At 70.0% G+C, this 26,026-nt stretch carries 25 protein-coding genes; 13 read left to right on the top strand and 12 right to left on the bottom strand.

The window, feature by feature from the left end:
• Positions 1-32 precede the first annotated feature (32 nt).
• Positions 33-929 carry a transcriptional regulator GcvA gene (gene gcvA / locus AC07RM_RS12025; protein ID WP_495334590.1) on the bottom strand — a complete coding sequence of 299 codons (897 nt, stop codon included), beginning with the start codon at positions 927-929 and terminating at the stop codon, positions 33-35.
• Positions 930-1,028: 99 nt separating this feature from the next.
• On the opposite strand from gcvA, the gene AC07RM_RS12020 reads away from it, so the two are divergent.
• Genes AC07RM_RS12020 through leuB form a run of 4 tightly spaced genes read left to right on the top strand, consistent with a single transcriptional unit; the run spans position 1,029 to position 5,229 of the window.
• Positions 1,029-2,015: a Bug family tripartite tricarboxylate transporter substrate binding protein gene (locus AC07RM_RS12020; protein WP_093353175.1), complete on the top strand. Its 987-nt coding sequence runs from the start codon at positions 1,029-1,031 to the stop codon at positions 2,013-2,015.
• Between the two features lie 41 nt (positions 2,016-2,056).
• Positions 2,057-3,481 (top strand): 3-isopropylmalate dehydratase large subunit, encoded by a 1,425-nt coding sequence (gene leuC, locus AC07RM_RS12015; RefSeq protein ID WP_495334589.1) that lies wholly within the window; start codon positions 2,057-2,059, stop codon positions 3,479-3,481.
• A 33-nt stretch (positions 3,482-3,514) separates the two neighbouring features.
• On the top strand, positions 3,515-4,132 hold the full coding sequence (gene leuD / locus AC07RM_RS12010; RefSeq protein WP_495334588.1) for a 3-isopropylmalate dehydratase small subunit: 618 nt from the start codon (positions 3,515-3,517) through the stop codon (positions 4,130-4,132).
• Positions 4,133-4,155: 23 nt separating this feature from the next.
• On the top strand, positions 4,156-5,229 hold the full coding sequence (gene leuB / locus AC07RM_RS12005) for a 3-isopropylmalate dehydrogenase (RefSeq protein ID WP_490877922.1): 1,074 nt from the start codon (positions 4,156-4,158) through the stop codon (positions 5,227-5,229).
• A gap of 34 nt (positions 5,230-5,263) precedes the next feature.
• Here the strand turns inward: leuB and AC07RM_RS12000 are convergent, their stop codons facing one another.
• Positions 5,264-5,485: a hypothetical protein gene (locus AC07RM_RS12000; protein WP_143129320.1), complete on the bottom strand. Its 222-nt coding sequence runs from the start codon at positions 5,483-5,485 to the stop codon at positions 5,264-5,266.
• Positions 5,486-5,862: 377 nt separating this feature from the next.
• Between AC07RM_RS12000 and AC07RM_RS11995 the strand changes: the two genes are divergently transcribed.
• Genes AC07RM_RS11995 through AC07RM_RS11970 form a run of 6 tightly spaced genes read left to right on the top strand, consistent with a single transcriptional unit; the run spans position 5,863 to position 11,454 of the window.
• Complete coding sequence (locus AC07RM_RS11995) at positions 5,863-6,708, top strand: STAS domain-containing protein (protein WP_398492747.1); 846 nt, start codon at positions 5,863-5,865, stop codon at positions 6,706-6,708.
• An 11-nt stretch (positions 6,709-6,719) separates the two neighbouring features.
• On the top strand, positions 6,720-7,094 hold the full coding sequence (locus tag AC07RM_RS11990) for an STAS domain-containing protein (RefSeq protein ID WP_398492745.1): 375 nt from the start codon (positions 6,720-6,722) through the stop codon (positions 7,092-7,094).
• Positions 7,084-7,488 (top strand): anti-sigma regulatory factor, encoded by a 405-nt coding sequence (locus tag AC07RM_RS11985; protein ID WP_495334587.1) that lies wholly within the window; start codon positions 7,084-7,086, stop codon positions 7,486-7,488. Before AC07RM_RS11990 ends, AC07RM_RS11985 begins: the two co-directional genes overlap by 11 nt.
• Positions 7,479-8,510 (top strand): ATP-binding protein, encoded by a 1,032-nt coding sequence (locus AC07RM_RS11980; protein ID WP_495334586.1) that lies wholly within the window; start codon positions 7,479-7,481, stop codon positions 8,508-8,510. The genes AC07RM_RS11985 and AC07RM_RS11980 overlap by 10 nt, the downstream gene beginning before the upstream one ends.
• Positions 8,511-8,512: 2 nt before the next feature.
• Entirely contained in the window at positions 8,513-9,475 is a 963-nt protein-coding gene (locus AC07RM_RS11975; RefSeq protein WP_495334585.1) for a sensor histidine kinase, read from the top strand.
• Positions 9,472-11,454 (top strand): hybrid sensor histidine kinase/response regulator, encoded by a 1,983-nt coding sequence (locus tag AC07RM_RS11970; RefSeq protein WP_495334584.1) that lies wholly within the window; start codon positions 9,472-9,474, stop codon positions 11,452-11,454. Before AC07RM_RS11975 ends, AC07RM_RS11970 begins: the two co-directional genes overlap by 4 nt.
• A 10-nt stretch (positions 11,455-11,464) precedes the next feature.
• Here AC07RM_RS11970 and AC07RM_RS11965 read toward each other — a convergent pair whose 3' ends face one another.
• Genes AC07RM_RS11965 through AC07RM_RS11945 form a run of 5 tightly spaced genes read right to left on the bottom strand, consistent with a single transcriptional unit; the run spans position 11,465 to position 16,203 of the window.
• Positions 11,465-12,496 (bottom strand): 2Fe-2S iron-sulfur cluster-binding protein, encoded by a 1,032-nt coding sequence (locus AC07RM_RS11965; protein ID WP_495334583.1) that lies wholly within the window; start codon positions 12,494-12,496, stop codon positions 11,465-11,467.
• Positions 12,493-13,470: a PdxA family dehydrogenase gene (locus AC07RM_RS11960; RefSeq protein ID WP_495334582.1), complete on the bottom strand. Its 978-nt coding sequence runs from the start codon at positions 13,468-13,470 to the stop codon at positions 12,493-12,495. The genes AC07RM_RS11965 and AC07RM_RS11960 overlap by 4 nt, the downstream gene beginning before the upstream one ends.
• Positions 13,467-13,931 (bottom strand): aromatic-ring-hydroxylating dioxygenase subunit beta, encoded by a 465-nt coding sequence (locus AC07RM_RS11955; RefSeq protein WP_495334581.1) that lies wholly within the window; start codon positions 13,929-13,931, stop codon positions 13,467-13,469. The genes AC07RM_RS11960 and AC07RM_RS11955 overlap by 4 nt, the downstream gene beginning before the upstream one ends.
• A 24-nt stretch (positions 13,932-13,955) precedes the next feature.
• On the bottom strand, positions 13,956-15,209 hold the full coding sequence (locus AC07RM_RS11950; protein ID WP_495334580.1) for an aromatic ring-hydroxylating dioxygenase subunit alpha: 1,254 nt from the start codon (positions 15,207-15,209) through the stop codon (positions 13,956-13,958).
• 7 nt (positions 15,210-15,216) lie between these two features.
• Complete coding sequence (locus AC07RM_RS11945) at positions 15,217-16,203, bottom strand: Bug family tripartite tricarboxylate transporter substrate binding protein (RefSeq protein WP_495334579.1); 987 nt, start codon at positions 16,201-16,203, stop codon at positions 15,217-15,219.
• A gap of 81 nt (positions 16,204-16,284) precedes the next feature.
• Between AC07RM_RS11945 and AC07RM_RS11940 the strand changes: the two genes are divergently transcribed.
• Positions 16,285-17,088, top strand: a complete 804-nt coding sequence (locus AC07RM_RS11940) for an IclR family transcriptional regulator domain-containing protein (RefSeq protein WP_431513640.1) — start codon at positions 16,285-16,287, stop codon at positions 17,086-17,088.
• 18 nt (positions 17,089-17,106) lie between these two features.
• Here AC07RM_RS11940 and AC07RM_RS11935 read toward each other — a convergent pair whose 3' ends face one another.
• On the bottom strand, positions 17,107-17,694 hold the full coding sequence (locus AC07RM_RS11935; protein ID WP_495334578.1) for a hypothetical protein: 588 nt from the start codon (positions 17,692-17,694) through the stop codon (positions 17,107-17,109).
• 8 nt (positions 17,695-17,702) lie between these two features.
• A complete protein-coding gene (locus tag AC07RM_RS11930) occupies positions 17,703-18,242 on the bottom strand; it encodes a hypothetical protein (protein ID WP_495334577.1) in 540 nt (179 codons plus the stop codon).
• A 284-nt stretch (positions 18,243-18,526) separates the two neighbouring features.
• Here AC07RM_RS11930 and AC07RM_RS11925 point away from each other — a divergent pair, with 284 nt between their 5' ends.
• Positions 18,527-18,910, top strand: a complete 384-nt coding sequence (locus AC07RM_RS11925) for an energy transducer TonB (protein ID WP_495334576.1) — start codon at positions 18,527-18,529, stop codon at positions 18,908-18,910.
• Positions 18,911-18,922: 12 nt separating this feature from the next.
• Here the strand turns inward: AC07RM_RS11925 and AC07RM_RS11920 are convergent, their stop codons facing one another.
• The 3 genes from AC07RM_RS11920 to nikR all read right to left on the bottom strand — a co-directional run bounded on the left by AC07RM_RS11920 (position 18,923) and on the right by nikR (position 24,449).
• Positions 18,923-21,724 (bottom strand): hybrid sensor histidine kinase/response regulator, encoded by a 2,802-nt coding sequence (locus tag AC07RM_RS11920; protein WP_495334575.1) that lies wholly within the window; start codon positions 21,722-21,724, stop codon positions 18,923-18,925.
• A 76-nt stretch (positions 21,725-21,800) separates the two neighbouring features.
• Positions 21,801-23,885, bottom strand: a complete 2,085-nt coding sequence (locus AC07RM_RS11915; RefSeq protein ID WP_495334574.1) for a TonB-dependent receptor — start codon at positions 23,883-23,885, stop codon at positions 21,801-21,803.
• 93 nt (positions 23,886-23,978) lie between these two features.
• Positions 23,979-24,449 (bottom strand): nickel-responsive transcriptional regulator NikR, encoded by a 471-nt coding sequence (nikR, locus tag AC07RM_RS11910; RefSeq protein WP_093355885.1) that lies wholly within the window; start codon positions 24,447-24,449, stop codon positions 23,979-23,981.
• Positions 24,450-24,686: 237 nt separating this feature from the next.
• Here nikR and AC07RM_RS11905 point away from each other — a divergent pair, with 237 nt between their 5' ends.
• Positions 24,687-25,949: an aminotransferase class III-fold pyridoxal phosphate-dependent enzyme gene (locus tag AC07RM_RS11905; protein WP_495334573.1), complete on the top strand. Its 1,263-nt coding sequence runs from the start codon at positions 24,687-24,689 to the stop codon at positions 25,947-25,949.
• Positions 25,950-26,026: the final 77 nt, after the last annotated feature.

Below are 26,026 nucleotides of genomic sequence, written 5' to 3'. Positions count from 1 at the left end.
GGAAAGCCCGCGGCCCCGTCGAAACCCCGGGTTCAGCCTTCGGCAGCCGCCACTTCCTCGGCCATCCAGTGCTCGAAGTCGCGCACCCGCTGCGGCACCGGCCGGTCGGCGCGCCAGGCCATGAAGTAGCCGCCCTCGGTCGGCAGCCGCAGCGCGAGCGGCGCCACCAGCCGGCCGCTCGCGAGGTCGTCGCGCACGAAGGCCAGCAGGCCCATCATCACGCCCAGCCCTTCGGCCGCGGCCTGATAGGCCATGGCGGCGTTCTCGAACTTGAGGCCGCGATGGATGTCGAGACCGCTCAGCCCCGCGGCCTCGAGCCAGGCCGGCCAGTCCTGCGACCGGTTCAGCGAGCTCAGCAGCGCGTGCTGCGCGAGGTCGGCCGGCTGCGCGAGCGGCGGATCGCGTTGCAGCAGCGCCGGCGCGCACACCGGCAGCAGCGTCTCGCGGAACAGCAGCCGGTAGCCCGGGCCCTCGGGCGGGCTGGGCTCGGAATGGATGCTCACGTCCACGTCGTCGCGCTCGAAGTCGGTCGGCTTGTGCGAGGTGGTGATCTGCACGTCGATGCGCGGATGCTTGGCATGGAAGCGGGCCAGCCGCGGAATCAGCCAGCGGATCGCGAAGGTGGGCGGGAGCTTGATGCGCAGCAGCCACTCGTCGGGGCTCTGCTGCAGCTGCCGCGTGCCGAGCTCGATCTGGTCGAAGGCCACCCGCATGCTCGCGTGGTAGCTCTGACCCGCGGGCGTGAGCCGGATGCCATGGCGGCCGCGCTCGAACAGCTGCACCTCGAGCCAGGCCTCGAGCGTGGCGATGTGGCGGCTCACCGCGCCCTGGGTCACGCAGAGCTCGTGCGCGGCGCGCGTGAAGTTGCCGCAGCGCGCGGCGGCCTCGAAGGCGCGCAAGGCATTGAGCGGCGGCAGGCGGCGTGTCATGGGGTCTGACTTTAGCTCATGCCTGCATGCGTTAATTGTGATTGCCGCGCCTTCCTCTGCAGGCCTAGGATTCGGCCACTACAAGACAGGAGACGCGCAATGATGAAGAAACTGCATGCCTGCACGATGGCCGCGGTGCTGTTCGCGGGCTTCGGCCCCGCGCTGGCGCCAGCCCAGGACGCGGCCGCCAACTACCCCAGCCAGCCGATCAAGCTCATGGTGCCCTGGCCCGCGGGCGGCGGCGTCGACACCACGGCACGCATCGTGTCCGACATGCTGGGCCACCGGCTCGGCCATCCCTTCGTGATCGACAACCGCGCGGGCGCCGGCGGCAACATCGGCACCGAGCTCGCGGCGCGGCAGAAGCCCGATGGCTACAACCTGCTGATGTCCTCGATCAGCCCGAACGCGGTCAATGCCAGTCTCTACAGCAAGCTCGGTTTCGATCCGGTCAAGGACTTCGAGCCGGTGATCTACGTGTCGGCGGTGCCGAACATCCTCGTGGTGCCCGGCGACTCGCCGTTCAAGACCGCCAAGGACGTGATCGACGCCGCGCGCGCCAACCCCGGCAAGCTCAACTACGCCTCGGGCGGCATCGGCTCCTCGCAGCACCTGGCGGCGGTGCAGTTCGCCAGCGCGGCCAAGATCGACATCGTGCACGTGCCCTACAAGGGCACGGCGCCGGCCGAGGCCGACCTCGCGGCGGGCCATGTCTCGCTGATGCTCGACACCACCACCTGCCTGCCCTTCGTCGCCAGCGGCAAGATGCGCGCGCTCGCGGTGGCCTCGAAGAAGCGCAATCCCGCGCTGCCCGACGTGCCCACCTTCGACGAGGTGGGACTGTCCGGCGTCTATGCCTCCTCGTGGTACGGCTTGTCGGCGCCGGCCGGCACGCCCAAGGCCATCATCGCCAAGCTCAATGCCGAGGCCAACGCGGTGCTCAAGTCGCCCGAGTTCCAGAAGCGCATGCTGGCCTTCGGCGCCGAGGTCGGCGGCGGCACGCCCGAGGAGTACGGCCGCTTCATGGCCAGCGAGACCAGGCGCTATGCCGAGATCGTGCGCATCTCGGGCGTGAAGCTCGATTGAACGCCGGCCCTTTCCCTTCTTCCCACGCTCCCGACGATTCCATGTCCGCTTCCCCCGCTCCCCGCACCCTGTTCGACAAGATCTGGGAGCCGCATGTCGTGATGCAGCGCGACGACGGCCAGAGCCTGCTGTACGTCGACCGCCACCTGGTGCAGGACGGCTCCGCGCCGGCCTTCGAAATGCTGCGCCAGCGGCAGCTGCCGGTGCGCCGGCCCGAGCGCGCCTTCGCCACGCCCGACCACTACGTGCCCACCGGCTCGCGCGTGCTGGCCGACATCGCCGATGCCGAGAAGCGCGCGATGGCGCAGGCGCTGCACGACGACAGCGCGGCCGCGGGCATCCGCTTCTTCGGCCTCGACGACATCCGCCAGGGCATCGTGCACGTGGTCGGCCCCGAGCAGGGCCTGAGCCTGCCGGGCAGCGTGATCGTCTGCGGCGACAGCCACACGGCCACGCACGGCGCGCTCGGCGCGCTGGCCTTCGGCATCGGCGCCTCGGAAGTGGCGCACGTGCTGGCCACGCAGACGCTGTGGCAGCGCAAGCCGCGAACGCTGCGCGTGACCATCGACGGCCGGCTCGGCGCGGGCGTGTCGGCCAAGGACATCATCCTGGCCGTGATCGCGCGCATCGGCGCCGCCGGCGGCACCGGCCACGTGATCGAGTACGCGGGCGAGGCGATCCGCGCGCTCTCGATGGCGGGCCGCATGACGGTGTGCAACATGTCGATCGAGGCCGGCGCGCGCGCGGGCATGGTCGCGCCCGACGACACCACCTTCGAATGGCTGGCCGGCCGGCCCGAGGCGCCGCGCGGCGCGGCCTGGGACGCGGCCTTGGCCACCTGGCGCCGGCTGCCGAGCGACGAGGGCGCGGCCTTCGACAGCGAAGTACGGCTTTCGGCCGCCGACATCGCCCCCATGGTCACCTGGGGCAACAGCCCCGAGGACGCACTGCCGATCACCGGCCGCGTGCCCGATCCCGCGCAGGCGCCGAATGCCGAGCGCCGCGAGGCGATGCGACGCACCTTGGACTACATGGGCCTGGCACCGGGCCAGGCGCTGACCGATCTCGCGGTCGACCGCGTCTTCATCGGCTCGTGCACCAACGGCCGCATCGAGGACATGCGCAGCGCCGCCGAGGTGGTGCGCGGCCGGCGCGTGGCCGCGGGCGTGGAAGCCTGGGTCGTGCCCGGCTCGGGGCTCGTGAAGCAGCAGGCCGAGGCCGAGGGTCTCGATGCGGTGTTCCGCGATGCCGGCCTGCAATGGCGCCATGCCGGTTGCTCGATGTGCCTGGGCACCAATGGCGACCAGGTGGCCGCGGGCCAGCGCTGCGCCTCGACCTCGAACCGCAACTTCGTCGGCCGCCAGGGGCCGGGTTCGCGCACCCACCTGATGAGCCCGGCGATGGCCGCGGCCGCCGCCATCACCGGCCGGTTGACCGACGTGCGCGCCATCCCGCCTGCGCGCTGAAGCGCCGCCGCCACGAACCCACGCCCCGAACCCATGGAAGCCTTCATCTCCCTCGACGCGGTCGCCGCGCCGCTCGCGCGCATCAATGTCGACACCGACCAGATCGTGCCCGCGCTCTACCTGCAGAAGCCGCGCTCGGACGACTTCGGCGACTACCTGTTCCACGACGTGCGCCACGATGCCGCGGGCGCGCGGCGAAGCGACTTCGTGCTCAACGATCCCGTGTACGCGCAGGCGCGCATCCTCGTGGCGGGCCGTAACTTCGGCTGCGGCTCCTCGCGCGAGCACGCGGTGTGGGCGCTGCACGACGGCGGCTTTCGCACCGTGATCGCGCCGAGCTTCGGCGACATCTTCTTCTCGAACGCGCTCAAGAACGGCCTCTTGCCCGTGCGCCTGCCCGAGGACACGGTGCAGTCGATGCTGGCCGAACTCGCCGCAGCGCCCGGCGCGCGCCTGCGCGTGGACCTGCGCGCGCAGACCGTCACGCGGCCCGGCGGCGAGGTCGAGTCCTTCGCCATCGATCCCTTCGCGCGGCACTGCCTGCTCGAGGGCCTCGACGAGATCGACTACACGCTGACCCAGCGCGCACGCATCGAGGACTTCGAGCGGCGCCGCGCCGCCGATGCCGCGCTGTCCCATTCCTCCCTCTGACCAGCTAGAAAAGGTTCCCAGACATGAAGATCGCAGTGATGCCGGGCGACGGCATTGGCCCCGAGGTGACCGCCCAGGCATTGAAGGTGCTGAAGGCCGTGGTGGGCACGGCCCAGCCGCTGGAACTCGCGCATGCCGCGATCGGCCAGGCCGGCATCGATAGCGCGGGCGACCCGCTGCCCGCGGCCACCAGCGAGATCGCGCGCAAGGCCGACGCCATCCTGTTCGGCTCGGCCGGCATGCCCGGCGACGAAGCCATTCCGTTCATGATGCGGCCCGGCGCGAGCCTGCTGCGCCTGCGCAAGGAGCTGGGCCTGTTCGCGAACTTCAGGCCGGCCTTCCTGTTCCCCGAGCTGATCGGCGCCTCCACGCTCAAGCCCGAGGTGGTCGAGGGGCTCGACATCCTGATCCTGCGCGAGCTCACGGGCGACGTCTATTTCGGCGAGCCGCGCGGCAGCGGCGTCAATGCGGCGGGCGAGCGCGAGGCCTTCAACACCATGCGCTACTCCGAGCCCGAGGTCGAGCGCATCGCGCACGTGGCCTTCCGCACGGCGCGCGCGCGCAAGGGCCGGCTGTGCTCGGTCGACAAGGCCAACGTGCTCGAGGTGATGCAGCTGTGGCGCGAGGTGGTCACGCGCGTGGGCGCCGAGTATCCCGACGTGGAGCTCACGCACCTGTTCGTCGATGCCGCGGCGATGCAGCTGATGCGCGCGCCCAAGCAGTTCGACGTGATCGTCACCGGCAACATCTTCGGCGACATCCTGTCCGACGCGGCCGCGATGCTCACGGGCTCGATCGGCATGCTGCCCTCGGCCTCGATGGCGGCCGGCAGCTTCGGCCTGTACGAGCCGGTGCACGGCACCGCGCCCGACATCGCCGGTCGCAACCTCGCGAACCCGCTGGCCGCGATCCTGTCGATGGCGATGATGTTGCGTTTCTCGTTCGGCCAGGCGGCGAACGCCGATCGCGTGGAGCAGGCGGTGCGCCGCGTGCTGGCCGACGGCCTGCGCACCGGCGACATCTACCAGGCCGGCAGCACGCGCGTGGGCACCGAGGAAATGGGCGACGCGGTGGTCGCGGCCCTGGGAAAGAACTGAAGGAACCCGATGGAGGGCGGGGCGAAAGCCCTGCCTACCAGAGCTTCCACCAGCGCGGTGGCGGCTTGCGGAGTTCGAGCGGCCGGGTGTCGAGCTCCAGGCCCGCCACCGGCATCGAGGGCAGGCGCCGGCGCAGCGTGCGCTCCAGCTCATGCGCCATGCCGCGTGCCCGCGCGTCGCCGCGCAGGGCGCGACGGCGCCATTCCGCGGCCTCTGCGGCCAGTGCATCCATGTCCATGTTGCTGATCTCCACCATGGCGCGATTGTCCCGCGCCGGCGCGCCGCGCATGTAGGCGCAAGCAGTACGTCGGCGTACGAATGGATACGCAGCGCGGCCTGCATCCCACATCCAGGCAACAAGAAATCCGCCGCTATGTCAAAAGACATTGCGCGCCGCCGCGAATCCGGGCCCAGTCGAAGTTCCGGTCCGCCGATCCCGAGCGTGGGACACGGCCTACGCCAAGACGCGGCATCGCTTGACCGACGCCGCGTCTCTCGCGCGCTGGGCCGGGGGATACGATCCCGAATGCGAAACCAAATACTCAAAGAGGGACGGGAGTCACCGCGTGCATGATCGATGCACGCGGCGATCGGTGGTGGGCCCGGGAACCGTACGAATACCGAGAGGAATCCATGAAGAACGACCATGAAGCGCTGCGCGCGACGCTGCGCGAGGAAGAGAACGACGTCATCGAGGGCTGGCTGAACGAAGCCGGGGTGAACGAGCCGGGCGCGCGCCGCGCGGCCAGGGCCGAGGGCGCCGAGTTGCTGCGCCAGCTCGACGGCGTGCTGGCCGCGGGCGGCGATGCCGAGCGCTTCGAGGCGGCCGAATGGACGCCGCTGCGCGACACGCTGGCCAACCTTTCGCGCACGCGCGCGGCCAAGGGCGAATCGGCCGGCGACACCAGCCTGTTCGTGCTGGCGCTCAAGAAGCCGCTGTTCGCTGCGCTGCAGCGCCGGCTGGCGAAGGATTCCGCCGGCATGGCCTCGGCGCTGTGGGCGCTGTCGGCCGCGGTCGACAAGCTGGCGCAGCACACGGTCACCACCTTCCAGCAGGCGCGCGAGGACATCATCCGCCGCCAGCAGGAGGAGCTGCTCGAACTCTCGACCCCGGTCGTGAAGCTGTGGGAGGGCGTGCTGGCCGTGCCCATGATCGGCGTGCTCGACAGCGGCCGCACGCAGATGGTGATGGAGGCGCTGCTGCAGCGCATCGTCGAGACCGGCTCCGGCATCGCGATCATCGACATCACGGGCGTGCCCACGGTCGACACCCTGGTGGCCCAGCATCTGCTCAAGACCGTGACCGCGATCCGCCTGATGGGCGCCGACTGCATCATCAGCGGCATCCGGCCGCAGATCGCCCAGACCATCGTGCACCTGGGCATCGACCTGCAGGGCGTGCAGACCAAGGCCACGCTGGCCGACGCGCTCTCGCTGGCGCTCAAGCAGGCGGGTTGGCGCGTCGAGCGCACGGCCTGAGCGGAGTCGCCATGGACCGCATTCCCATCCTGCGCATGGGCGACATCCTGCTGGTGACCATCCAGGTCGACATGCAGGACCAGACCGCGCTGCAGCTGCAGGACGACCTGGCCGGCCAGATCGCCAAGACCGGCGCCTCGGGCGTGATGATCGACATCTCCGCGCTCGAGATCGTCGACTCCTTCGTCGGCCGCATGCTGACCAGCATCTCGGGCATCGCCCGCATCCTGTCGGCCACCACGGTGGTGGTCGGCATGCAGCCGGCGGTGGCGATCACGCTGGTCGAACTCGGGCTGTCGCTCGATGGCGTGAAGACGGCGCTCAACGTCGAGCGCGGCATGGAGATGCTGCGCCGCACGCGCCTGGAGAACGCTCTTGGCCGCTGACCCCACGGGCACGTTGCCGCTGCTGTCCGAGCAGAACATCGTGGCCAGCCGGCAGATGGTGCGCGCGCTGTGCCAGGAGCTCAAGCTGTCGCTGGTCGACCAGACCAAGATGATCACGGCCGCCAGCGAGCTGTCGCGCAACGCGCTGATCCACGGCGGTGGCGGGCGCATGCGCTGGGAGTTCGTCGAGCGCAACGGCCGGCGCGGCCTGCTGCTGCACTTCGAGGACGAGGGCCGCGGCATCGAGGACATCGCGCTGGCGCTGACCGATGGCTGGACCAGCGGCACCGGCATGGGCCTGGGGCTGCCCGGCAGCAAGCGGCTGGTGAACGACTTCGAGATCCAATCGGCGCCCGGCGCCGGCACGCGCGTGAGCATCACCAAGTGGAAGTGATCGCGGGCTGGACCCACAAGGCGTTTCCGATCGACGATGCCAGCCGCATCGGCGAGGCGCGGCGGCATGCGGCACAGGCCGTGGCCGAGATGGCCTGGAACGAAGTCGACGCGGGGCGGGTCGCCCTGGTGGTCACCGAGCTCGGCACCAACCTGCTGCGGCATGCGAACAAGGGCCGGCTGCTGATCGCCGCGCGGCCGCAGATGCACGAGCTCGAGATCGTCTCGATCGACCAGGGACCGGGCATCGAGAACCTCGCGCTGTCGATGCAGGACGGCCACTCCTCGGGCAGCACGCCCGGCACCGGCCTCGGCGCGGTGCGGCGGTTGGCCGACGAGTTCGACATCCATTCCTCCGTGCCCGAAGGCACGGTCTGCGTGGCGCGCGTGCGCGAGGCGCGCGGCCGCGGCGCGGGCGAGGCACCGGGTGCGCAGCGGCTGCATATCGGCGCGCTGTGCCTGCCGGCGCCGTTCGAATCCGTCAGCGGCGATGCCTGGGCCGCCACGGTCTCGGACGAGGGCGACGCGTTCTGCGTGCTGCTCGCCGACGGATTGGGCCATGGGCCCGAGGCGGCCAAGGCGGGGCAGGCCGCGGCCGAGGTTTTCGCCGAGACGCCGCGGCGCGACCTGCGCGACACGCTGCAGCAGATCCACCAGCGGCTGCAGACCACGCGCGGCGCGGCCGTGTGCGTGCTGAGCCTCGACACGGAAAGCGGGCGCATCGCCTGGTCCGGCGCCGGCAACATCGTCGGGCGTGTGCTCTCGGGCACCTTCGACAAGTCCATCGTGACCCAGCACGGCACCGCCGGCATGCAGATCCGCAAGCCCGAAACCGCCACGCTGGAGTTGCCGCCGCATGCGCTGGTGGTGCTGCACAGCGACGGCATCGAGACGCGCTGGCATGCCGACCGCGTCCGAGGGCTGCTGCAAAAGGATCCCACACTGGTGGCCGCCGTGCTTTTGCGCGACCATACGCGTCACCGCGACGATGCGACGGTCGTGGTTCTGCGGCGAAAGGAATAGCGATGAGCAGCAGCGAACCCGGGACCGCGCAGGACACCGACCCCCTGACACTGGCGCGCCAGCTGGCCGAGAGCCGGCAGGAGGGCGCGGACCTGCGCGCCGAACTCGAGGAGACCAACCGCGGCGTGGTGGCGCTCTATGCCGAGCTCGATGCGCAGGCCGAGCAGCTCAAGAAGGCCACCGAGCTCAAGAGCCGCTTCCTGGCCTACATGAGCCACGAATTCCGCACGCCGATCAGCGCGATCCGCAGCATCACGCGCATCCTCAGCGACCGCATGGACGGCCCGCTCACGGCCGAGCAGGAGAAGCAGGTCGGCTTCGTCGAGACCATGGCCTCGGAACTCGCCGAGATGGTCGACGACCTGCTCGACCTGGCCAAGATCGAGGCCGGCCGCGTGGAGATCTCGCCGGCCTGGTTCGAGATGGTCGACCTGTTCTCGGCGCTGCGCGGCATGTTTCGCCCGGTGCTGCGCAACCCGGCCACCGCGCTGATCTTCGAGGAGCCCGAGGGGCTGCCCAAGCTCTACACCGACGACCGCAAGCTGTCGCAGATCCTGCGCAACTTCATCTCGAACGCGCTCAAGTTCACGCCCGAGGGCGAGGTGCGCGTGACCGCGATGCGCGTGGGCGAGGACCGCGTGCGCTTCTCGGTGGCCGACACCGGCATCGGCATCGCGCCCGAGCACCATGCGGCCGTCTTCGACGACTACTCGCAGGTCGATTCGCCGGTGCAGAAGCGGCTGCGCGGCACCGGCCTCGGGCTGTCGCTGAGCAAGCAGCTCGCCACGCTGCTCGGCGGCCACGTCGAGCTCGAGAGCGCGCTCGGCAAGGGCTCGACCTTCTCGGTCACGCTGCCGGTGCAGCTGCGGCGCCAGCCCGGCACCGAGGCGCAGGGCGGCGAGGACGGTTGGGGCTGGAACGGACAGGGCGGCCCCGGGAACGAACAACACGCGGGGCAGGCATGAACATCGACCCCGTCATCAACATCACCATCGACCGTTCGCAGCACACGGTGCTGGTGGTCGACGACAACCCCACCACCCGCTACGCCACCGCGCGCGTGGTGCGCGCGGCCGGCTTCCATACCCAGGAGGCGGGCACCGGCGGCGAGGCCGTGCGGCTGGCGCCGAAGAACATCTCGGCCGTGGTGCTCGACGTGCACCTGCCTGACTTCAGCGGTTTCGAGGTCTGCCAGCAACTGCGCCAGCGGCCCGAGACCTCGACCCTGCCGGTGGTGCACCTGTCGGCGACCTTCGTGCGCAACGAGCACAAGGTGGCCGGCCTCAATGCGGGCGCCGATGCCTACCTGGTGCACCCGGTCGAACCGCCGGTGCTGATCGCCACCTTGCAGGCGCTGATCCGCGCGCGGCTGGCCGAGGAAAAGCAGCGCGCGAGCGAGGCGCGCTTTCGCGCCATCTACGACCAGGCGCCGCTGGGCATCGCGCTGGTCGACGCCCTGGGGCGTTTCGCCGACGTCAATCCCGCGATGGTCGGCATGCTGGGCCGGCCGCGCGAGACGCTGATCGGCCAGGCGGTCAGCGCCTTCGCGCCGCCCGACTGGACCGCCTTCGTGCACGACCACACCGTCGAGAACGACGATCCGCTGCGGCCCCTGGCGACCTGGACCGGCGAGTTCCCGCTGCTGCGCCAGGACGGCCGCTGGACCCGCCTCGAATGGACCATGTCCACGGCCATCGAGCCGGGCCTGCGCGTGGGCATCGCGCTCGACGTGTCCGAGCGCTTCGAACTCGAGACGCGCCGGCGCGAGGTGCTCGAGCGCGAACAGGCGGCGCGCGCCTCGGCCGAGCGCCTGAGCCGCACCAAGGACGACTTCGTGGCCGTGCTCTCGCACGAGCTGCGCAACCCGCTCAACGCCATCGGCGGCTGGGTGCATCTGCTGAAGGTGGGCAACCGCGCGCCCGAGCAGATGGAGAAGGGCCTCAACGCCATCGACCGCAGCGTGAAGGCGCAGGCGCGGCTGATCTCCGACATCCTCGACGTCTCGCGCATCAGCTCGGGCAAGCTGCGGCTGCACCGCGAATGGGTGGACCCGGCCGCGCTGGTGAGCGCCTCGATCGAGGCCTCGAACGCAGCCGTGGCCGCGAAGAAGCTGCTCATCCACTTCAACCAGGAAGGCGCCGAGCAGGCCGCCTGGCTCGACGGCACGCGCTTCCAGCAGATCGTGTGGAACCTGCTGTCGAACGCGATCAAGTTCTCGAACGAAGGCGGCCGCATCGTGGTCGACCTGGTGCGCAGCGGCGACCGGCTCCTGCTGTCGGTGCAGGATTTCGGCCGCGGCATCGCGAGCGATTTCGTGCCGCACCTGTTCGACCGCTTCTCGCAGAGCGACTCGCCCGACAACCGCTTCCACGGCGGCCTCGGCCTCGGGCTGTCGATCGTGAAGAACCTCGCCGAGCTGCATGGCGGGCAGGTCTCGGCGCACAGCGAGGGCGAGGGCAAGGGCGCCACCTTGCGCGTGTCGCTCGGCGTGGTGCCCGATGGCGACGGCGGGATCATCCTGCTCGATGCGCGGCAGTCGTCCGCCGATTCGCCGTCGGACCACCTGCTCGCGGGGCTCGAGGTGCTGGTGGTAGAGGACAACGCGGACGCCAGCGAGATCCTGGCCGTGGTGCTGTCCGACGCGGGCGCGCTGGTGCGCATCGCGCCCGACGTGGACGTGGCGCTGCAACTGCTCGACCAGAAGTGGCCCGACGTGCTGGTGAGCGACATCGGCCTGCCGGGCCGCGATGGCTACGACCTGATCCGCGAACTGCGGCTGCTCCAGGTGGAGCGCGGCAAGCCACGGGTCTTCGCGATCGCGCACACGGCCTTCACCCGGCCGCAGGACCATGGCAAGGCGACCGAGGCCGGCTTCGACGTGCACCTGGGCAAGCCGCTGCAGCCGCATGCGCTGATCACGCTGATCAACCAGCGCCACGGCTGAGCGCGGCCTCCTAGGCCGCCGGGCCCTCCACGAACACATCGGAGTGGAAGTCGGCGGCATCGAGGCCGCAGCGCGCGAGGGCGGCCTCGCGCACCGCCGCCACCATCGCGGGCGAACCGCAGCAGTACAACGCGTGCCCGCGCAGGTCGGGGCAGGCCTGCACCAGCGCCTCGTCGGCCCGGCCGCGGACCTGCTCGGCGCGCAGGCTGTCATCCGCCGTGGCGTCCTCGTCGCTCAACGCCGCGATGAAACGCAGCGACGGCCACTGCCGCTGCCAGCGCGCGATCGCGGCGGGCAGATAGATGTCCTGCGCCCGGCGCGCACCCCAGAGCAGCGTGATCGGCCGGTCGACGCGGCGTTTCATCAGGTCGTCGAGGATGGACTTGACCGGCGCGAAGCCCGTGCCGCCGACCACGAAGACCAACGGGCCGGTGTCCTCGCTGCCACCGGCCAGCGAGAAGGCGCCGAACGGCAGCTCCACCTCGAGCACATCGCCGCTCGCGAGCTGCGGCACGCGCGCACTGAAGGCGCCGCCGGGCACGTGGCGCACATGCAGCGTCAGCGTGTCGCTCTCGTGCGGCGGATTCGCCATCGAGTAGCAGCGCGTGCTGCCGTCGTCGAGCTTCAGCTGCAGGTACTGGCCGGCCTGGAAGCGCGCGCGCTGGCCCGCGGGCAGTCGAAGCTGCAGCAGCGAGACGTCGGGCGCCGCGAGCTGGTGGCGAAACACCTTGGCCGCGAAGCGCTTGCGCGCCGCGGGATCGACGCGCCGCCAGGAGACCGGCCGGATCTCGAGCGCCGGACTCGCGGCCGTGCACATGCAGAACAGCACCTGGCCCGGCCCGCAGGTCTCGTTGACCATCGCGCCGCGGCCCGCGGGTGCGACCTCGCCATGCGCGACCGTGCCCGCGCAGTTGCCGCACACGCCCTTGCGGCAGGAATGGGGCAGCTCGATGCCGGCGCGCAAGGCGGCGTCGAGCACGGTCTCGCCCTCGTCGGCGTCGAAGGCCAGGTCGCTGTCGGCGATGGCGATGCGGTGGCTCATGGCACGACCTCGCCGGAAGCGGCCGGCAGACCCGACAACAGCGCGATGGTGCGCAGCACGGCCTCGGGGCTCGCGATGCCGCGGCCCGCGATGTCCATCGCGCTGCCATGGCCCACGCTCGACAGCAGCGCATCGGCGCCGATGCTCAGGGCGCTCGCGGCGCGCGGCGCCAGCAGCTTGACGGGGATGTGGCCCTGGTCGTGGAACATCGCGACGTAGAGGTCGTGCGCGCGATCGGCGAGCAGCATGTCGGCGCCCGCGGGGCCGTCCACGCGCAGGCCCTCGGCACGCGCGGCCTCGACCGCCGGGGCGACGATCGCCGCATCCTCGGGCCCGAACAGCCCGCCCTCGGACGCATGCGGGTTGATGCCGAACACGCCGATCGAAGGCTGCGTCACGCCGAGCGTTGCGCAGGCCCGCGCGCCGGCGCGGATGGCCTCGGCCACCAGTGCGGGCGTCATGCGCTCGAGCGCGGTGCGCACGCTCTCGTGCAGCGTTGCATGCACGATGCGCAGCCCGCCGCCCACGAGCATCAGGAACACGCGGTCCCCGGCCATGTCGCAGACGCGCGCCACCAGCGAGGGATAGCCGCTGAAGGCGATGCCCGCGCGATGGATCGCGGTCTCGTGGTGCGGGCAGGCGACCACCGCATCGACCTCGCCGCGCCGGCAGGCCTGCAGCGCGGCCGTGGCCGACGCGACCGCGGAGGCGCCTGCTGCGGCGTCGATCTGTCCGGGGCGACCCTCGAAGTCGTCGGTCGCGACCAGCCTGGCGTCGCGCAGCAGCGCATCGAGGCCGAGCTGGGCCGCCGTGCGTTCGAACACGTTGGCCGGTCCGTACAGAACGATGTGCCCACGGTCTTCGCGCGGCAGCGCGGCCAATGCCTTCAGCGCGATCTCGGGCCCGATGCCGTTGGGATCGCCCGCCGTGAGCGCGAGCCGGCGTGGCGTTCGAAGAGAAGACTCGGCGTTCACAGCGGCAGCGCGAGCAGGGTATCGGTCACCGTGCTGTCGCACACGGCCACGCGCGACTGCAGCAACAGGCGGCCCTCGCGCCGCACGAAGCGATCTTCGTAGCTGCCGGTGGCGAACATCTCGGTCTGTCCCGTGGCCATGATGCGCGCCACCATGAAGGGCGTGCGCGCGCGCGCCGTGTCGGCTTCGGCCTCGAGCAGCAGCGGCATGCCCAGCAGGTGGCGGTAGCGCTGGCGCTCGTAGATGTTGGCCTCGCGCAGCGCGGCGATACGGTCCTCGAGCATCGCGCGCGAGTCGGCGTAGACGATGCCCGCGGGCAGTCCCTCGCGCTCGTTCTCGACGTGGGTGATGCGGTAGTGGCAGTCCTCGGCGAAGAAGTCGGGCCAGCGCTCGAGCGCATCGCTGTCGATGGCATCGGCATAGGCCGCGTTGAAGGCGCACAGCGCCAGCAGGTCGATCATGGGTGTTCTTTCCTCGTCGGGTGCTCAAGCGCCCATGTGCTGCCGATAGGCCTTCCAGAAGCCGCGCACCGAGGCCTCGGTCGCGCGGCCCTCGCTCGAGACGGCACCGTCGCCGCCCATCTCGACGATGGCCTCGTGGTCGGCCGCGCCCGCGATGCCGCGCTGCACGAAGCCGCCGACCGCGCCGTCCTCCATCGAGATGAAGCCCGCGGGCCCGACCAGGTTCGACTGCTTGAGCCGCACGCGGCGCTGCGCGGGCGTGTCGTCGACATAGCCGATGTAGGTCCAGTTGAGCTCGGTGCGCGCGCTGCCCTTGGGCAGCACCTGGCGCACCGCGAGGCAGTTCTGGATCTGCTGCAACACGAAGCCCGGGAACACCGAGAGGATCTGCAAGGTCACGCCGTCGTCGTACTCCTTGAAGCCCGCGAGCACGCTCGGGTCCTTCAGGCGGTAGCGGTCGTTGTCGGAGCGCAGCGCCTGCTCCTTGTACGAGGCATCCTTTTCCGCGGCCGCGTCGATCATCGAGTAGCTCACGTGGTGGCCGCCGCTCTCGTCGACGATCACGCCGCCCTTCTGCGACAGCCGGTTGAGCTCGAAGGTGGTGAAGAACAGGTGCAGCAGGCTCGCGTGGTAGCTGTCCTTCACGTTCTCGACGTAGAGCTTCCAGTTGTTGGGCAGCGCCTGCGTGAAGCGGCCGATCACCTCCACCGGCTTGTGCAGCACGCGCTCGATGCGCGCGCAGATCTCGTCGCCGAGGTACTCCTCGATCGAGGGCACGTCCTCCGAGAAGCTGCCGAACACCAGCCCGCAGAAGCGCGCGATGCGCAGCTTGCGCGGCCCGTGCGCCTCCTTGCAGAAGCTCGCGGGCATGCCGCCCTGGCCCTTCACGCCCTTCTCGAAGGCCACGCCCGTCAGGTCGCCCTGGCGGTTGTAGCTCCAGGCGTGGTAGACGCACTGGAAGTTCTCGCTGCGGCCCGACTTCTCGAGCGCGATCAGCGCGCCGCGGTGCGCGCAGCGGTTCTCGAAGGCGTAGATCTCGTCGTCGTCATCGCGCACCACCACCACCGGTGTCTCGCCCGCGAAGGTGGTGCGGTAGCTGCCGCCCTCGGGCAGCTCGGCCTCGAGGCACAGGTAGTTCCAGGTCTGGCCCCGGAAGATGCGTGCCTGCTCGTCGGCGGCCAGTTGCGCGTCGCTGTAGACGCCGAAGGGGATGCGCGTGAGGCCGGGCCCCGACCAGTGGATCGGTTGCGCGGGCGCGGTGGATGAAGCGATGGACATGGCGGGCTTACTCGAGGGTGACGTTGGCGCTCTGGATGACCTTGTGCCACTTGGCGGACTCGGCCTGGATGAACTGGCCGGTGCGGGCACTGTCCCAGCCGCGCGGCTCGGCGCCCTGCTCGGCGAACTTCTGCTTCACGTCGGGCAGCGCGAGCGCGGTGGCGATGGCCTTCTGCGTCGAGGCCACGATCGGTGCCGGCGTGCCCGGCGGCGCGACCACCGCGAACCAGGTCACGGCATTCATCGCGGGCAGCTTCTGCTCGGCGAAGGTCGGCGCCTCGGGCAGCGCGGGACTGCGGTGCTCGTCGGCCACCGCGAGGATGCGGACCTTGCCGGTGCGAGCGAACTGCAACGAGGAGGAGATGTTGTCGAAGAACACGTCGACCTGGCCGCCGATCAGGTCCACCAGCGCGGGTGCCGTGCCCTTGTACGGCACGTGCGTCATCTCGGTGCCCGTGAGCTGCATGAACAGGCTGGCCGTGAGGTGCGAGGTGGTGCCGTTGCCCTGCGAGGCGAAGCTCACCTTGCCGGGGTTGGCCTTGAGGTAGGCGATGAACTCGGCCACGTTGTGCACCGGCAGCTTCGGGTTCACCACCAGCACGTTGGGCACCGTCGCGAGCACCGTCACCGGCACCCAGCGCGTGGGGTCGAAGCCCAGCTTCTTGTAGAGGTGCTGGTTGATCGCGATCGGCGCGGGCGGCGAGGCCAGCAGGGTCTTGCCGTCGGGCTCGGCGCGGTAGACCACGTCGGCGCCGATGTTGCCGCCGGCGCCCGTGCGGTTCTCGATCACCAGGCCACCGGGGAACTGGTCGCGCAGCTTGTCGGCCACCACGCGCGGCAGGATGTCGGCGGTGCCGCCGGCGGGGAAGGGCACGATCATGCGCGCGACCTTCTCGTTGGTGGTCTGCGCCTGCGCGGCGAGCGGCAGCGCGGGCAGCATCAGCGCGGCCAGGGCCGCCAGGCCGAGCGTGCGCGCGGCGAGTCTGTGGAACATCGTGTGTCTCCGTCTTGTTCGTGCATCGAGGGGTTTTCAGTGTCCTTGCGAGCCGGTGGCCGGACAAGCTAGATTTGCGCTATGCGCAAAAACGAAACCACCGCCCCGGGCGAGGACGAGGCCGTCCCCGACAAGAACTTCGTCGCCTCGCTCGAGAAGGGGCTGGCCGTGCTGACCTGCTTCGGCCGCCAGCACAGCCGGCTCAACGTGTCGGAGGTCGCGCGGCTCACGATGAGCACGCCGGCCTCGGCGCGGCGCTCGCTGCTGACCCTGCGCGCGCTCGGGTACCTCGACAGCGACGGCAAGCGCTTCTGGCTGCTGCCGAAGGCGCTGCTGGTGGCGCATGCCTATCTGGCGTCGCGGCCCGAGCCTTCGGTGGCGCAGCCGCTGCTCGACGCGCTGTCGGAGCGCACGCGCGAGTCAGCTTCGCTCGCGCTGCTGCAGGACGACGACGCGATCATCATCGCGCGCTCCACCGCGCGGCGCAGCCTCAGCACCGGCCTGGGCATCGGCTCGCGCCTGCCGGCCTACTGCGCGGCGCTGGGCCGCGTGCTGCTCGCGAGCCTGCCGCCCGAGGAGGCCGAGCGCCGCATCCGCGCCATGCCGCGCCCGCGGCTCTCGCCGCGCACCGTCACCGACGCGGCCGAGGTGCTGGCCATCGTCGCGCGCTGCCGGCGCGAGGGCTACGCCAGCAACGACGGCGAGCTCGAGCTCGGCGTGCGCTCCATGGCCGTGCCGGTGCGTGATCGCGCGCAGCAGGTGGTGGCGGCGATGAGCATCGCTGTGCGCACCGAGCGCATGACGCTGGCGGAGTTTCGCGAGGCCTTCCTGCCGGCGCTGCAGAAGGCGAGTGCGAGCTTGAGTGCGCGCCTGTATCCGGGATGAGGGGCGCCGTCGTCGCGTTCAGCGCAGCGCGCCAGACAGCCGAGCGATCAAGGAACGAAAAGGAAACAGGAGGATGCTTCCAGTGGCCAGCAGCACGTAGGCCAGCACCATCAGCGAAAAGCTTCCCAGCAGGCACAGGGCGATTCGGGACTGGATCATCAGGTGGATCAGTTGCTGGCCGAACAGTCTCGGATTCGCCAGATCGATCGGCAGCCAGTAATAGAACGACAGCAGGATCAGGAAGAATGGAAGCGCCAGGAAGTAGATCGTGAACAGGCCCTTGAGCTGTGACGGCTGGCGCGAGAGGCCGGACTTCAGCCGCAGATGCATCTTCTGATTCACGCCGAGAAAAATGGCGACCAGCGGCACGAAGAGGACTCCGATCGAAAAATACTCCGCGGCAAGTCGCGAGGAATCCGTCTGTAGAAGGTGGATCTTCTTCAGCGGAGGGATGGCTTCGATCACGAGGTGGTTGTCGCCGGCCAGCAGCTCGCGAAGAAAGAGGAAGACGAAGAACAGCAGTGCGAAGAACAGCCAGGACTGCAGCGAATGCCTGGTGAAGTCCGCATTGATCTTGCCGAGTGCGTCGAACTCCTTGTCGCTCATGGCGTGGTTCATTTCGTGCTCCCGAAGCCGAAGAGCCTCGATAGGCCGAACACAACGATCACCGAGCAAATCGCCGCCGCGGCGGGAGCGATGATTCCGAACAGCGCCAGGTCGAACCTGGAACTGCCCAATTCAAGATATCTGAGCCCCTGACCCTGATTTCCGATGGCGATGCCATAGGTGAGAAGCGCGAACACCGGGATGGCGAAGACGATCAGGGCCTTGTCCGAGAGCTTCAGGTCCGGCTTCACGAGCAGGCCATCGATTCCTTTTTTCATGCACGCTTCCAGCCAACGCCAGAGGATGTAGAAGAACAAGGGGTAGCTGAACCAGACGATCGAGTAATAGAGGGAGGAAATCTCCGGGAAGTCGGACTTGAGGAACCCCTTCCATCCCGAGAGCGCTTTCCACAGGGAAGGCATCGGATTGATCGAATCGATGTCGCGTGCGACTTCCGAAGGCAAATAGGCGGCGCAGAGAGCGGCCACGCTCCAGATCGCCAGGATCAATACGACCGGGAGGCGGGGGAGTCCGTTGAAGAAATGCATTTCGCCTTGTGTGTTTTCCGGTGGAGCTGTACTCACTGCCTGCCCTGGGGATTGCGTCGTCGGATGCGTCGGCTTCGATTCAGTGAAACAACAAGATACATTGGCTGGCACGACTCAACAATGGGGGAAGTCAATAGCTGAGCATCTCTCCTCCGGATGGAGGAGGCCGACGGCACGCGCCGGTCGCCGATGCGGCGGCGAGCTAGCGATGCAAAATGCGCAGCCCTGCCGCAGGCCCCGATGAGGCTCGCTGGCTCGTGCGACCACCATCACGACAACGGCCTATGAACATCCGTCCCTTCCCCGCGCGAATGCTGCTTACGGGCACCGTCCTTTCGCTGCTGGCCGCCTGCGCTGCAAACCCGCCCGCGGACCCCGGCGAATGGAAACCCAACCCGCCCAACCCCAATGCGCCATATCCCGCCGAGTCGCGCACGAATGGCGAGCAGGGCATGGTGATGCTGCGCGTGCGCACCACGCCGGCGGGCAAGCCGGCCGCGATCGAGGTGCAGAAGTCCAGCGGCTATCCGCGCCTGGACCGCTCGGCGGTCGAGACGGTGTGGAAGTGGCAGTTCAAGCCCACGCCCGACGACGGCACCGTGGTGTGGCACGAGGTGCCGATCCGCTTCTTCATCACCTCGCTGCCGCAGCAACAAAGGCTCGACTGAAAGCGCCGCCGCTCAGGCGATGGCCGGCGCGTCGTCCGTGAGCTGGCGCAGCGCCTCGCGCAGCTTGCCGAGGTCGGCCGGCTTCGAGAAATGGGCGTCGAAACCGGCCTCGAGCGCCTGGCGCCGGTCCGATTCCTGGCCATAGCCGGTCAGCGCGATCAGCGCCATCCGGCGCGTGCCCGATTCGCGCTCTCGCTCGCGCACGCGCCGCGCGAGTTCATGCCCGCTCATGCCGGGCAGGCCAATGTCGAAGATGCCCGCGTCCACGGGCCCGGCCTCGAGCAGCTGCAGCGCCTCCTCGGCGCTGCCGGCCTTGCGCACCTCGTGCCCTTCGAGCGCGAACCACTCGGCCAGCACATCGAGCGCATCGAGGTTGTCGTCGACCAGCAGCAGGCGCAGCGTGGGCGCGCCGATGGCGGCGGCATCGGCGGGCGCCTCGGGTTCGGTGGCCGCGGCGCCGGCCAGCGGTAGGCGCACGATGAAGCGGCTGCCCTGTCCCGCGCCGGCGCTCTGCGCCTCGATCAGCCCGCCATGCAACTTCGCGAGGCTCTGCGCGATGGCCAGGCCCAGGCCCAGGCCGCCGGCGGCGCGCTGCAGCTGCTGCGCGCCCTGCACGAAGCGCTCGAACACATGCGGCAGCAGCTCGGGCGCGATGCCGATGCCCTCGTCGCTGACCGACAGCTCGGCCTGGCCGCCGACCATGCGCAGGTCCAGCGCGATGCCGTCGGTGGGCTGGGTGAACTTGGCGGCGTTGTTCAGCAGGTTGCAGACGATCTGCACCAGCCGCAGCGGATCGCCGAGCACCGGCACCGGCTGGTCGGGCAGGCTCAGCCGCGGCATGCGCGCGCGCGGCTGCAGCGCGGGCTGCGTGAGTTCGATCGCCTTGGCGGCCACGTCGCGCAGGTCGACCGGTTCGGGCCGCAGCACGATCTTTCCCGACACGATGCGCGAGATGTCGAGCAGGTCGTCGACGAGTCGCGACAGGTGGCGCACCTGCCGCTCGATGATCTGGCGCTCGCGCGGAAAGGCCTTCTCGTCCTTGCGTTCGATCAGCGTGAGCGCGAGCGAGATCGGCGCCAGCGGGTTGCGCAGCTCGTGGCCCAGCATGGCGAGGAACTCGTCCTTGGCCTGGCTCGCCACCTCGGCTTGGGTCTGCGCCTTGCGGGCGCGCGCGAGCAGGCGCACGTTGTCCAGGGCCAGCGCGGCGCGCTGCGCGAGCTCGCCGATCAGGGCACCGTCGGCCGGCGAGAAGCGCCGCTTCGAGCGGTCCTGCAGGATCGCCATCGCGCCGATGGTGCGGCCGCGCGCCACCAGCGGCACCACGCAGCCGGCCGTGATGCCCAGCATCTGGACGAAGCCGCGCAGCTGCGGGTCGAGCAGCTCGAAATCGCCGGGACGGTCGAGGTTGCCGATGAAGGTCTGGCCGCTGGCGATGGCCCAGGGGAACGAGCCCGGGCCTGTGGTCGGGGCCGCGCTGTTGTCCACGAACTTCGCGATCTCGGCGCTGCGCGCGGGGTCGGCATGGTGGGTGAGCTTGCGCTCGAGCACGTCGTGCTCGTCGAGCAGGTCGATGCGGCAGAGGTCGGCCACGTGCGGCACGATGATGCCGGCGATCGCCTGCAGGGTCGACTCCTCCTCCAGCGAGCGCGACAGCACCGCGCTCGCGCTCACCAGCCGCTCGAGCTGGGTCTGCGCCGCCTGCGCCACGGTGCGCGCCTCGCGCTCGGCGTTCAGCAGGCTGTCGCGCTCGGCCTCGTGCTCGGTGCGCTGCGTGGCGGCATCGGCCAGCGCCTGTGCCACGGCGTCGATCTCGGCGATGCCCGAGGCATGGGGCGAGACTGGCAGGCGGTGTCCGAGCGCGTCGGCGCTGCGGCGCAGGCGCGCCATCGGCCGCGTGATCGAGCGCGACATCCACCAGGCCACGAGCGCGCCGAGCAGCAGTGACACCAGCAGGCCGCCGCCATAGGCGACCAGGGTGCGGCGCAGCGCGTCGTCGGCCACCGCGGTGGGGGCGCCGAGCGCGACGATCCAGGGCGTGACGTCGATGCGCGCCACCGCCGTCTGCACCTCGGTGCCGTCGACGTTGCGCGTGGTGCCCACGTATTCGCGCCGGTCCTTCATCGTCTGCAGCAGCGCGCGCAGGCTGTCGCTGGGCGCGCGGCCGCGAAAGCGCTCGTCCTCGCGCGAGCGCGCCACGCGCGTCAGCGCCGCATCGAAGACCGAGACCGTCCAGCCTTCGGGCACGCGCTGGCGCGCCAGCACGGCGCCGATCGCCTCGGGCCGCACGATGGCGGTGAGTACGTAGCGCACCGTGTCGTCGCGTATCACCGGCACCCGCACCGCGAAGGCCAGGTTGCCGCGCGGTCCCGGCGTCAGCGCGCCGATGCCGGGCTGGCGCGTGCGGATCACCTCGGCCAGGCTGGCGGCCTCGACCACCTCGCCGTCGGGTCCGGCGACCGAGCCCTCGCTGCTGAAGACCACCTTGCCCGAGGGCGCGATCAGCAGCACGCCGCGCCATTCGGGATGCGTGGCGCGCAGCGACTTGGCGAGCACCAGCGCGTCGATCAGGCCGCTGTCCTCGTTGGCACCCAGCGGCTCGGCCAGCGCCAGCGCCTGCAGCGCCGAGATCGTGAGCCGCAGCTCGCTGTCGACCGAGGTGGCGAGCGCGCGCGCCACGCCCATGGTGGAGGTCTGGGTCTGCGCGCGCTGGGCCTGCAGCAGCCCGTTGAGCGCGAAGCCGCAGACGACGGCGAGGGGCAGCAGGGCCGCCGAGGCGACCAGCAGGAGCCGGACCGAGAGGGAGGGAGCGCGCATTCGCCTGAGGAGATCAACCGCGGAAGCGGTGATTGTTGCTCAGCCGGCGCGGGCGGCCATCCCGGGTTTTCGGTAGCTAGAAAGTCCAGCGCGCGCTGACCCGCGCGCTGCGCGGCTCCATCGGATGGATATGGCGCCCGTCGATGCCGTCGCCACAGGCACCGCGCGCTACTTCGCCCGCGCTGCACGAGGCGTAGAAGTACTCGATGTCGTTGCCCTTGCGGCCCGCGAGGTTGAACACGTCCAGGCCCAAGGTGAGTTGCTTGTTCACTGCATAGCGCGCGCCGAAGTTCAGCAGTGTGGTGGCGCGCGAGCGCACCGTGTTCAGCGTGTCGAGCGCGCGCGGGCCCATGTAGCGCAGGCGAAGCGAGGCCGTCAGCGGACCCTCGGTGTAGATGACGCCGGCCGCGAACACGCGCTCCACCGCGTTGTCGATGTAGTTGCCTTCGCCTTCAGGTGCGAGGCCCCGGAAGCGCGCGCGCGAGATCGCCGCATCGGCCTCGAAGCGCCAGCGCGAACCGAGCTTCCAGCGCAGCGTGGCCTCGATGCCGCGGCGGCTGCTGGCGCGGCCGGGCTCGGTGGTGCCGGCATCGCCGACATAGACCAGCTCCGAGTCGAGCCGCAACTGCCACAGCGCCGTGGTGAGGCTGAAGTCCTCGCTGGGCTGGAAGCGCCAGCCGATCTCGGCGCCGCGTCCCTTCACGAGCGCGGGCACGCGGTCCGCGGGCAGGCCGTTCGTCGGATCGACGTTGATCGTCGCGCCGCGCACGTCGTTGCTGTGGAAGCCCGTGCCCACGTTGAGGTAGAGCTCATGGGCCGGCGTCACGGTGAAGGCCAGGCCGGCCTTCGGGCTGACCAGCGAATCGTGGCCGCGTCCGCTGTTGACCGGGCCATAGAGCGGTTCGCGCCCTTGCACGTCGTAGCGCAGCAGGTCGCCGCGCAGTCCGACGTAGCCGCGCCAGCGCTCGCTGAAGTTCACGAGCTGCTGGGCGTGCATGGAGAACAGGTCCTGCTGAACCTTGTCGTTGCGGACCGTCGAGATCCGTTCGCGGGCCACGGTGTTGTACAGCCCGACCTCGCCGATGCGGTCACCGCGCCAACTGCCGCCGAAGCTCAGCACGCCATCCAGTCCCCCGATCTGATTCGGCCGGCTGTGCGTGCCCTGCAGCCCAAAGACCCGGCGACGGTCGGTCTGCTCGAACTGGTCGCCCTGCTCGGGGTTGTTGAGGAAGTAGGTGAAGTCGGAGAACAGATCGAAGCGGTAGTCGATGACATAGCCGCTCAGTTGCGTCTGCCCCTCGGGGCTGTTGTCGAACCACTTGCCCGACAGGCTGAGGCGCCGCGTCCTGCCGCCGTCGGTGGTGTTGAGCGAGCCGAAGCGAGAGAGCTCACCACTGTCGACCAGCCGCTCGGGGATCTGGTCGGTGGAGTTCCAGCGGCTCTGGTAGGCCATGGCCGTGAGGCTGAAGCCGCGCACCGGCGAGCCCTGCGAGTAGCGCAGCACGGCGTTGGCCTTGCGCAGGCGTTCGGGCGTGTCCCAGGGCCCGTTGTTGCCCTCGAGCTCGATGGCACCGAGCCAGGTCTGGTCCTGCACGGTGCGCGAACCCGCTGCGAGCAGCCGGCGGAAGTTGTTCGCGCCCAGCGTGACTTCGGCAAAGGGCGCATCGAGCGCGCTCACGTAGTCGAGCGAAGCCGTGCCCGCGAGCGCGAAGTCGCCGCCATCGGCGAAGTAGGGCCCCTTGCGATAGCGCACGCCCGAGACCAGGTCGGGGATCAGGAAGTTGAGGTCCGCGAAGCCCTGGCCATGGCCGTGCGAGGGCATGTTGACGGGCATGCCGTCGACGGTGACCGCGAAGTCGGTGCCGTGGTCGAGGTTGAAGCCGCGCAGGAAGTACTGGTTGGCCTTGCCGTCGCCCGAATGCTGAGTGGCGACCACGCCGGGCACCGCCTCGACGATGTCGCCGGGGCGCAGCTTGGGGCGGGCCTGGAACGAGGCTTTCTCCACCGCGCCCTCGCTCGCGCTGTCGGCGGTGCCGATGGCCGCATCGCGCGGGCCGCTGACTTCGATCGGGGGCAGGTGGACGGGCTGGGCCCAGGCCGGAACGCCGGCAAGCATCGCCGTGGCGAACAGGCACGGGGAGCGCCGCAGGAGGATGCGCATGGGTCCCTCTTCTTGTGTATGAACAACTGTGAATTATTCATACGACAGGGCGCGAAACCATACGCCAATCGGCGCACCCGGCCGGCGCGGCGCTCAGTTCAGCGGCTTCAGATGGCGGTGCGGCCTGGCGTTGCCATGGGCATGGGACTCGCCCGCGTCGAGCGGCACGAGGTGCACGTTGCCATGGCGCACCCCGCGCAGCGCCACCAGCTGCTCGGCGCAGGCGCGCACCGCGGCGGTGGGACCGCGCAGCACCACGGTCTCGAGGCAGTGGTCGTGGTCGAGGTGGGTGTGCAGGCTGGTGATCACCAGGTCGTGGTGGTCGTGCTGCAGGTCGAGCACCCGCGTGGTCACGGTCTGCTCGTGGTGGTCGTAGACATAGCTGACGTTGGCCACACACCAGTTCGAGCGCTTCGCCGCGGGCTTGTCGAGCGAGGCGCTGCCCAGGCGCGAGCGGATCAGGTCGCGCACGGCCTCCGAACGGTTGACGTAGCCCTTGGCGGCAATGAAGGCATCGAACTGGGCCGCGAGTTCGTCGTCGAGGGAAATGGTGAAGCGTTGCATGGCGCGGGCGGGAAGGGGAGGGCGCCCGCATCATAGAAGCAGCGCGTGCCGATGCGGTCGATCCGCCCCGTGCCCGCCCATGCCGGGTAGCCCTCGATCCTGCGAAGGACCGAGGGCTTTTTCATGGGCGAAACCCCGCGCGCCGGAGGCGCCGGGAACACGATCCATCGGGTTTGCACTACATCAAACATGATATATCATGTGTCAAACTTCGAAAAAAGCAGCCAAGGATCCCGCATGCCGTCCGTGTCTTCCGCCGCCTCTTCCCCTTTGTCGAACCGTCACGATCTCCAGCTCCGGCAACGCGCCGCCAAGGTCGTGCCCGGCGGCATGACGGGGCACCTGAATGCCGCGGGCCTGCCCGCGGGCTATCCGCAGTTCTTCGAGCGCGGCCAGGGCTGCCGTGTCTGGGACGTCGACGGCAACGAATACATCGACTTCATGTGCAGCTGGGGCCCGAACCTGCTGGGCCATCACCATCCGGTGGTCGATGAAGCCGCGCGCAAGCAGCAAGCCCTGGGCGATTGCCTCGACGGCCCCTCGGCGCGCTTCGTCGAGCTGGCCGAACGCTTCGTCGCGCGCAGCGCCCATGCCGACTGGGTGCTGTTCCAGAAGAACGGCACCGATGCCACCACCGTCTGCCTGATGGTGGCGCGCGCGGCCACGGGCAAGCGCAAGGTGCTGGTCGCGACCAAGGCCTATCACGGTGCCGATCCCTGGTGCACGCCGATCCCCCAGGGCATCACGCCCGAGGACCGCGCGCACCTGATCCACTACACCTACAACGACATCGCGAGCCTCGAGGCGGCGGCGGCTCAGGCGGGTTCGGACTTGGCCGCCATCGTCTGCGCGGCCTTCAAGCACGACCTGGGCATCGACCAGGAGCTGCCCACGCCGGAGTTCGCGCGCCGTGCCCGCGAACTCTGCGACCAGGCCGGTGCCGCGCTGATCCTCGACGAGGTGCGCGCGGGCTTCCGCGTGCATGCGGGCGGAAGCTGGGAGACGGTGGGCGTGCGGCCCGACCTCAGCGCCTGGAGCAAGTCGATCGCCAACGGCTATGCGCTTGCTGCCGTGACCGGTGTCGACGCGCTGCGCGAGGCGGCCACGCGCATCTACACCACGGGCTCGTTCTGGTCGGGCGGCGTGGCGATGGCCGCGGGCCTGGCGACGATCGAAGTGGCCGACGCGCAGGACGTGGTCGGTCATGTGCAGGCCATGGGGCAGCGCTTTCGCGACGGCATCGCCGCGCAGTCCGCGAGCCATGGCGTGCCGGTGCGCCAGACGGGTCCGGCTGCGCTGCCGCTGATCCTGTTCGACGAAGACCCGGGCTTCGACAAGGGGGCAGTGTTCACGGTCGAGGCGCTGCGCCGCGGCGTCTACCTGCATCCCAAGCACAACATGTTCCTGTCGCTGGCACACACCGTGCAAGACATCGATCGGGCCCTGCAGGCCACCGACGCGGCCTTCGCCGCCGTCGCCCAACGCTTCGGCCACCGCTGAGCCGCTCCCGTGCGAGTCCCTGAAACGCCGACGCCACAATAGCCGCGCGATTCACGCACCCGCACTCAAGGAGAGAG

Source organism: Variovorax sp. GW821-FHT09B05 (assembly GCF_059418265.1).
Note: the sequence above shows the minus strand (reverse complement) of the source record. Positions and strands in the feature narration are given on the sequence as shown.